This window comes from Tenacibaculum sp. MAR_2009_124 (genome assembly GCF_900105455.1).
GTDB lineage: Bacteria > Bacteroidota > Bacteroidia > Flavobacteriales > Flavobacteriaceae > Polaribacter.
The window spans coordinates 240,586-250,860 of record NZ_FNSF01000003.1 but is presented as its reverse complement, the minus strand read 5'-3'; the positions used below and the strand labels follow the sequence as shown (position 1 = coordinate 250,860).

Genomic DNA, 10,275 nt, shown 5'->3' with positions numbered 1-10,275 from the left:
TACCATTTAGTTCTCTCATTATAGATTTAGATAAGAAGACTTACTTAATCAAGCGTCAATTGTTTAAATACTTTTCGAAGATGAATTTTTCGAAGGATTACCAGAACCCTGATTATGATCATTACAAGTTAGAGATTGTTTATGAGAGTTACCGGATGTCGAATTTTTCAATATCGAAGAAAGCTTTTGATGTTGGTAGTTATATAAAGGATGTAAAAGGAAAAAAAGTTGTTGGCCCGAAGTATAAGGGTTATGAATTAGTAAAAATATAAAGGGAAAAAATTACTATGATGCAAAAAATAAAATTACAGTTATTCCATTTTCTACTCTTGTTTTTGATTGGATTTACTTCCTTTTCTCAAGAACTAGTTGAATTAAATAAGGAGTTAAAGAGCTCGATAGATTTTATAAGTAGTACAGAATCTAAAGTTTTGTCATATAAGACATTTGTGGAGGTTGGTATAATAAATGATCAAGCTCCATTTGAGGATATCACTACAACGGTTCAATTAAGAGTAACCAAGCTCGATGCGTTTGGTACCCCACAAACAGATGCTGCCTCGACCTATGAAACGACATTAAGGGTTGAAGGGAATCAGGTTGATAAGAATAAGGTTTTACATGATAAGGTAGTACATAAAATATCGTCTTTTGCAGCAGATGTGATCGTTACAGGAGTTAGTTATGTTGATAGTTCAGGAACGGTTATAGGAAACCCTGGAAATGTTTATATCAAGGCATGGTCAGAACACGATATTGTTCATCCTATATCAGAGAATCCTAATTATAGCTTAGTTGTAGCACCATCGGACAATAATACAAAGGTTGAATTTCGATGGTTACCTGTTTTAGGAGCAGAGGAGTATCATTTAGAATGGACATGGGTTGATAACTATAAGAAAGAAGTTACAGATGTTACAGTTATAGAGCCAGTAGCTTTACCATTTACAGATAAAGATTTTTCCTACAATAACTCACGAATTCAAACAAAGAGCACAAGTTACAAGATTCCTAATATTTATAATTCGGGATATGTTTTAGCAAGAGTAAGAGCAGTGGGGCGTTTTGTAGACAATCCAACAGTTACTTATACTGCTAATTGGAGTGGATCAAATGCAGCAAAAAGCGCGGTTGCAGATTGGCCAAATACGGCTGTGTCAAGTCATGATGAGTCAAGAAAGAACTGGCAGCTTCAAATGTCTTTTGCAGAAGAAGGAAAGAAGAAAGAAGTGATTAGTTATTTTGATGGAACTTTACGTAACCGTCAAACAGTTACCAAGATAAACAGTACAGACAAGGCAGTTGTAGGAGAAGTTATTTATGATTATCAAGGTCGTCCAGCAGTAGAGGTTTTACCTGTACCAGTGGCTAGTGATACATTGAAGTATTATGATAGTTTTAATTTAAACAATAGCAACTCGGTTTATACCTATAGAGATTTTGATTTAGATTTACCGAACTGTGCTACACCACGTTCGGAGATGTCAACAAGTAAAGGGGCAAGTAAGTATTATTCAGCCAATGTATTGGAAGATACGACCAACAGATGGCAGAATTTTGTTGCAGATGCGAAAGGATTTCCATTTTCACAAATAGAATATACCCCAGATAATACAGGAAGGATTCGAAGAAAAGGAGGTGTAGGAGATACACATCAATTGGGAACGGATCATGAGATGAAATACTTTTATGAAACACCAATGAGTCGTGAAGAACTTACTCGATTATTTGGAGACGTTAATGTAGGTGATTTAAAGCATTACAAGAAAAATACAGTTATAGATCCTAATGGTCAGGCCAGTGTTAGTTATATTGATGCACAAGGGCGTACTATTGCTACAGCCTTAAAAGGGAATTCACCAGATGCATTAAAACCCTTAGAGGATGAAATAGATTCGCTAGGGGTATTACACAAAACCCTTACGGCGGATATTTTAAACAATAGATCAACCAGTTCTTATAGCCCATCGAATTTAGACGATACATTACTCTCAACCAAGGAGGTTATAGCAACAGAAGATGGAACTCAATTCACCTTCAACTACAATTTTAACAAGGATACTAATTATGTGATTCAGTGTGATACGTTAAACACAGAGAATTACAAGTTTGTATATGATTTCGGATTTTCAGTAAAAGATGAATGTGGCACAGAGTATATAGCTTCCTATGTAGATTCTATCCAAAGAAATCAAATAATAGATGCAACAGGAGTTACAGAGAATTTCCAGTTGAGTAATCTTAAGATTGGAACCTATTCTGTGACTAAAAAGCTACAAGTAAATAAGGATTCTTTAAACTATTTTGCAGATCAATATATTGAAAGTTTAAAAGATAGCACGAGCACGTGTTATGTAGATCCAAATGCTTTTGCAACCAATATATCTTTAGCAGGATGTTTGGATGTATGTCAGCTATGTATTTTTGACTATGGTATTGAAATGACGATCTATCGTAAAGATGATAATAATAATTATATACCTTATGATTCTTTTAATACCTATATAGAAAGACAAAACAGTTTTGTGTTAGATAGATTAGCGCAGCCAGACAAGTATCCTAATGAAAGTATTCGTTATAATGCCGATGGAGAATTGGAATGGGATAATTTAAGTTTAAATGTATTTAACTTAAAACAGAATGAGTTATGGGCTATTCAGGATTTTAATGAGAATATTACTTATGAATATACGGCAGAGGCTTATGATGCTGCTCAAAGAGAGTATGTAAAAGATTTATTAAATACGTATTTTGATATTGATGCGAGTAACCCGAGTAGCCTTGGTTTTGAATATCAAGGAACTGTATTACAGGTTCCAAGTACTTTAACAAATACCCAAGCAACTTTAGCACGAAATTTAGAGAAGACCTATCAACAACAATTTGAAGAAGGTGTGGCGGCTTGTGAGGCTTCATGTAGAGATTATCAGATGGAGTTTGATGGGTGTGACATCAATAAAGAATTGATTTTTGGAGATTTAAAGCCTGGAGGTCAATATGGACAAACAGAAGAAAATGGAGATGGTTGGGAACTTAGTGTTTTCAATGAAAATAATATATTACCTATAGTAAATATTAGTTCCCCATTCTCAACTCCAAAAACATGGAGGTATCCTTTATATAGATATTATAAAGATGAGTATGGAAATCCTTTTTTGATTGAATTAGATGAGAATAACAAACCCGAAACCTTAGTTGAAAATGATCATGAGGTTATTGATGGTAAGAAGTATGTACGTCCTCATAAGTTGAAACGTTTAGATGATTTTCTAAGATATTGGCAAGATTCATGGGCAGAGCAGCTTAGATTTAACCACCCAGAGCATATATATTACAGTTATTCGCAAGTATTATGTCATAAGCGTAATGTTAGTGTATATAATTCAGTGATTCAAGGAAACAGAGATATTCAGTTGAATACTTATGGATACGATTCATATCTTAATCAAATCGAGTCTTATGCACTAGCAAAAGATGCTGGTTTAACAGCTGGGTTGACTACTTTACAAGATAAGGATCCATATTTTAAATTGATCTTATCTATGCAAGGAGCCTATGATGAGCAGCGTAGAGATCAGAGAAATCGAATAATGACTTCTGCATTTACTAAGTATGACGGTATGAGTCGTAATGGTATTGATATTGGTATGTTACAAGCGGCTTATATTACGGTTACACATAATGGTCTTACCGATTTTACGCCTGTATCCAATTTTAGTTGGTCAACAGTTGATGCTCTTGCTTCTGATGCTATAAAGAATAAAATATGGATTACCTACCGAAGCTTTTATATAGGATTGAAACATAAAATTCAACATGTTTTCTTGAGCCATTATGTTCATAGTTTATCTGCAGCGGGAAACAGAAGTTTCTTAAATGATTGTATAGGAGAAGGAGACGGCACAGTTAGAAACTATTTAAAAGTTTTGTCAGCCTATGATGTTGAAAGTAGTTTAGTTTTTGCTACAGACAGGACTTATTATTGTCAAGGTAGCGCATTATGGAAAACTCGCCAAAAGCGTTTTATCCCTATTGATAATTTATATGATTCTCAATCGGACCCTCAAACTGTTTTAGATGAGAACCAAGCAGAGGGTAGTTATAACCAATATGCAGAGACAGGAAAGTGTCCAAAAGCCTTTGATTTAGAGTACACCTTAGATGGTATTGTAAATGATGAAGTAAGTGATCAAAATGGCCAGAAATTAGCATTGAACGGATTTGATGTTGTTTATAGAGGGCAGTACGTAACCAGAAGTATATTTGAAGGAGTGCATGGTCAAGATTTTGAAAACATACCATCACAGAGTCAAATTTCTTTAGAAAGTGTAAATACAGGAGAACACACTCGTTCGATTAAAATTGACGATAAAGAAATCTGTGTTTTAGATATTAGTGCAACAGGATTAAGCTGGAGTAATTATAGTGTTAGTGGTAATAGTGGATGGTTAGTACAAAACTTTGAAAACGTATTTTATGATGGTTATGAGGAGCAGGCTGATGGAAGTATTTTGTATAAATTCGAGGTTCTAGCAAAGGTTATTGACGGACAACGTCCAAGAGATTATGTATTTACAGGAACCACCAAATTAGCTATTGGAGAATGTCAATTTGTAAATAGTAGCGCAGGAATAGATACAGCAGGTATTGGAGAAATTATAGTACTCCCTAATGATAGCATTTTAAACGTTGATGTTTGTGATACATGTGGAGAAAATGCTACAGGGCAAGATTTAGATAAGGACGGCGTAGACGATGGTTGTGATATTTGTCCACCAGACCCACAAAATCCTAATGCAAATACGTATAATCCAAGTCAACTTGATACAGATGGTGATGGTGTAGGTAATCTATGTGATGAGAGTTGTGATGACAGTACAGGATTGGATTATGACAAAGATGGTATACGCATATGTGATAATTGTCCTAGGGATTATAATAAAGATCAATTAGATACAGATCAAGATGGAGTTGGAGATGTTTGTGATAACTGTCCAACTAAAGCAAATACAGATCAGTTAGATTCAGACGAAGATGGTATTGGCGATGTTTGTGATATACAATTACTATCGTGTTTTTCGCATCCAGCAAATGTAACTGAATTTACGAATCATGTAGTGAATTCTTTAAATGACATTATTAAGGAACCTAATATAGATCGAACATGGTTTTTTACAGGTAGAGAGAAATTTACGAACTCTTTGGTTCATTCGTCAACAAGTTTGAATAATTTTATCAGTAGTTTTAAATTTGGAAGTTCTCATAACTCGAAATTTTTTTACAATCAAAGATCTGTATTCAATTCAAACTATTTAGGTGTTTGGTATTATAACAACCAGGGAAATGTAGATACTCTTTTCTCATTGTTTTTTAATCTAGTCAAGAGGAATAATACCTTTTCATGGGATAATGTTCAAGAAATATTAGATTTTACTTTAGATCCATCAGAGTATGAAACAAGTCCTTTTGAAGGGAGAAATCATTTCATAGGAAAATTAAAATATAGGAGTAAAACAGGAGAGATAATTGAAGAAAGTCATCTTCAGGTTCATCCTGGAAAACTAACATGGAATGATGCAAAGGGATATTATGTTGGTTCCTTTCCTAAAGTATGTGATTACATAAATAAAACGATAGATTTTAATGTTACTCCAAGAGCTCTATCTGTGCGAAGTGCTCGCACATTTAACGCCACATCAAATTTTAATAGAGATTCTGGAATAGATGAAGCAACGGGGATGGTAACTTCTTTAAATACAGCTAGGTCTTTCTCTTACGCAAGATCAAGTATAAACGAATTAACTCGAGCTGCCATACCTACACCAGAGGAACCAGTAGAAGAAAACCCTGATGAGATTACTTTACCTGATTGTAATTGTATACCACAACCAGTGGAGCCGGTGAGTTGTGACAATGAATATGCGAGATTTGAGCAAGAGTTGGGTGTTGTTGAACGAACTTTAGATGATGGTTATGGAGGTACCTATAAAGTAATGGGTACCAATATTGAAGGCTATACATTAAGTAATGACTTTAAGGATTTAGACCTACCAGAGTATCCCTTAGTTAACGAAGGAAGAGATTATTTCTGTGCGATGAATTTCGGATACATTATCAATGATTATCTGAATTATTTAGAGGTAATGCTACCACTAGATACAGAAGTAGCTGTTCAGCGTTCTATTGATAATAAATATTTCGTATCTCTTAATGATTTTGGAAATACCTATTTAAATTATGGGTACGATAAAATGGCATCGGTAATTTCAAGTTATAGAGATTACTTGTTGGATACTAGTATTACGGATAAGAGAGGATGGGTAAACTATGTAAATATTGTTTACAGAAAAGCCAATCCAAAGGTTTGTCCACCGAAACCTTTAGTACCAACAGATGTTGAAGGAATACCCTTACGAGACACCTGTCTTGATTTGGCGGAGAATTTATCGAGTACCAATACCAATGAGAATTACTTAAACTATTTAGCACAAGAAAGAGCTCGTTTTATACGTGAGTATACAACAGCGGCATTGGCAGCAGCACAAGAAAGTTTAACTGTAGAGTATAAGGATAAGGAGTATCAATACACATTATACTACTATGATCAAGCGGGTAACTTAGTACAAACAGTTCCACCAGAAGGAGTCGATAGAGTAACGCAACAGCATACCTATAAAACTCAGTATCGATACAATTCATTAAATCAATTGGTATGGCAAAGAACTCCAGATGGAGGTCAGACAAGATTTGCCTATGACAACTTAGGACGTATTATTGCTTCTCAAAATGAAAAACAAGCAGGAGCTGCTTCAGCAGGAGGTACTTTTAGTTATACAAAATATGATGCTTTAGGGCGTATAGTAGAAGCAGGAGAATTAACTCCAGCAGATTTAGGACAAGGTTTTTCATATAGTATTATCAACGGAAGATTACGTCAATCGTTAAGAGGAAGCACCACTTTTGTACAAGACTTTGAGTATGTTGCAGTGAGGAAAGAAGTAACTAGAACAATTTACGATTTCTTACCAGAGGGGGCAGAAGCACCAATTACTCAAAATAATTTACGAAATAGAGTAGCAACAGTATTATATTATGAGGTTGATCAGGAAGACCGTAACATCACCCAATACGATAATGCTATTTATTATAGCTATGATGTTCACGGAAATGTGGAGAAAATAGCAACGAAGATCAATGATGATATCCTTGTTAGTTTAGGACAAAGTACTAAGATTGTAACCTATGATTACGATTTAATCAGTGGAAATGTGAATCAGGTGGTATACCAACCAGAGCATAAAGATCAGTTTATACATAAATATGAATACGATGCAGATAATAGAATTGTAAATGTACAAACTTCACGTGATGGGATACTTTGGGACAAAGATGCAGATTATAAGTATTATGAACATGGACCGCTAGCCAGAACAGTACTAGGAGATAAACAAGTACAAGGATTAGATTATGTATACACTTTACAAGGCTGGTTAAAATCTGTCAATGGAGAAGCTTTAACACCAGAGGCCGATTTTGGAAAAGATGGATTGGCAAATAAAGTAGGAAAGGATGTTTATGGATATTCATTATCATACTTTAATCAGGACTATAAAGCAAGAAAGGCGAATGCTGCAGATTATTTAAAGGTAACTAGCAGTACCACTTTGCCACATAGTACCAAGGATTTATACAATGGTAATATCAAGGCAATGGTTACCAATATGCAAGATTTAGATAATAAAGCATTACCAACGGCATATAACCATTACCAATACGATCAGTTGAATCGTATTAAAAACATGAAGTCACATTTAATAGGAGCTTCAGGAACTACTAATATTGAGAGTTCTTATGGATACGATCGTAATGGAAACTTAGAAACGTTAACCAGAACAGCATTAAAGTCAGATGGAACTACTGAGTTAATGGATAACCTGAGTTATGAGTATGATATTCATGCTAGTACAGGTGTTAAAAATAATCAGTTAACCTTGGTAAAGGATGCAGCCAATGCAACTATTTTTAGTTCAGATATTGATGATCAAGAGAGAGCTTTAACAGACATAGGAATAACCTATACGCCTACCAATACGAATACCCATAACTATAAATACGATGCGATAGGGCAGTTAGTAGAGGATAAAACACAAGGCATTGAAAAGATAGAATGGAGTGTAAGTGGTAAAGTAAAATCAATTCAGAAGAAAGTAGGTGTTTACACGCAAACCATTAGTTTTGCTTATGATGGATTAGGAAACCGTATTTCAAAGACCGATAGTGGTATTGGACGCAGTGCTTCCCAAGTGACAACCTATTATGTACGAGATGCCCAAGGAAATGTAATGGCAGTTTACAAGAAGTCATTCCAAAATGATCAAAACAAATTACATTTAGAAGAACATCATTTGTATGGAAGTTCACGTTTAGGAATCCTTACGGATGCTTTAGAGTTAGATAATACGAAGAAGAACACTGTAGCAGAAAACCTATACTTAAACGGAGAAGAAGTAACAGGAGGCGTAACCAAAGAGGCTATTAATGCCATTGTGGTATCTAACCAGAGTCCATATACAGTACAAGCAACGGCAACGGGAAGTTATACTGCTGGAAATATGATTCAATTGCTACCAGGAGCAAGTATTATTCAAGGAGCTAATATAAGTTTAAAAACAAGTACAGAGCTGGCGAGTATTATACCCGACAATCAATATGTACGAGAGGTTGGGAACAAGCGTTATGAGTTAAGCAACCACTTAGGAAACGTAATCAATGTAATTACGGATCGTAAGTTGGTAGCAGGAACAGGCTCACAAAACATAGAAGTTCTACATGATTTTAATGAGGCATATTTTTCAGGATTAGAAACATTGTATGATGATAATTCTTGGAATCCATTAGCAACAAGAGCAACCATTGAAGCAGGAAGGTTAGTAGCAACAACTAACGATTATAAGGAAGGTATTTCGTACACAATGCTCTCTGATCCAGGAAAAGAATATACAATAATTTATACGTTAGAAACAGGATTGTCTGATATCAAAGTAGAAGCAAATGCATTTGGTAATGTTATAACTAGTCAAGTACATAATGCTGGGCAATCAGATACTTATAGTTTTACATTTACAGCAGAACAAATAATAACAAATATACACTGGTATCGAAATGAACAAGGAAATACAGATGTAAAAAGTTTTACTTTATATGATATAAAAGTAGGTACACCTGCAAATAGTACTTCTGGAGGAACAAATATTATCGCAGAAAATACTATATTTACACCAGAGGTTATTGCGTATAATGATTATTATCCTTTTGGTATGTTCGTACCTAATAGGCATGGACAAGCAGATTCTTATAGATATGGCTTCCAAGGACAGGAGAAAGATGATGAAATAAAAGGGGAAGGGAATTCTATAAACTATAAGTTTAGAATGCACGACCCGAGAGTGGGAAGGTTTTTTGCGGTAGATCCTTTATTTAAGGATTATGCCTATAATTCACCATATTCATTTAGTGAAAATAGAGTTATAGATGCTACAGAGTTAGAAGGTTTGGAGAAAGCTATTTTTCATTATGTATGGGATAAGCAAACAAGTGGTTACAATTTAAAATATCAGATTAATCAACCTAGTTTAGATCAAGGTACTATACATAGATATGAAGGAGGTCCAGATATTAAAAAAGGTTTTGATTATATAGTAACTTATAAACCAGCAGAAGATTCTAATTACGCTGCTTATAGCAAACAAACTAAGAAGTTTTCAAGAAGGGTAAAGGAATTCTTTTTCTTTTGGGGTTATAAAAATGAAACTTCTGTTGAAGCCAATATGGGGAGTGATGATGGACCTATAATATGGTCATTTAAGAATAAAATGAAATTTTCGGAATCATCCACATATTTTTCTAAAGAAAAAGATGCAGAAATTAAATTGTTTGCAGAACCAGTAATTGAAAACGAGGCTAATTTTGGGATTCAAATCAGGAAAATACCTTTAACCGTCGGAGTAAAAACATCAACATCTGGAACATTTTCAACTCTTCTTCAGATAGGTCCAGTAAAGATGGAAGGAAGAGAAAAAGAAGGTTCACATGTTGATACTAAATTTTATATTGCTATTCCTGTTAACAAGAAGAGCTTAAGTGCTGGTGCAAGCAATAAAACTGAATTTAGATTTGGATTCATGACGGATAAGCCAGGTGAGGAAAACTCAGTTAAAATTTATGAACCAGAGAATGTGTCGTACCCTCCTGGATATAGAAAAGATGAAAAATAGT

2 protein-coding genes are annotated in these 10,275 nt (G+C 34.5%); both read left to right on the top strand.

Annotated features, from left to right (window positions below):
- Window positions 1–272 (top strand): hypothetical protein (locus BLW23_RS11070; RefSeq protein WP_218134048.1); only part of this gene is annotated, 272 nt, incomplete at its 5' end.
- 18 nt (window positions 273–290) lie between these two features.
- Complete coding sequence (locus BLW23_RS11065; RefSeq protein ID WP_143032150.1) at window positions 291–10,274, top strand: DUF6443 domain-containing protein; 9,984 nt, start codon at window positions 291–293, stop codon at window positions 10,272–10,274.
- Window position 10,275: the final 1 nt, after the last annotated feature.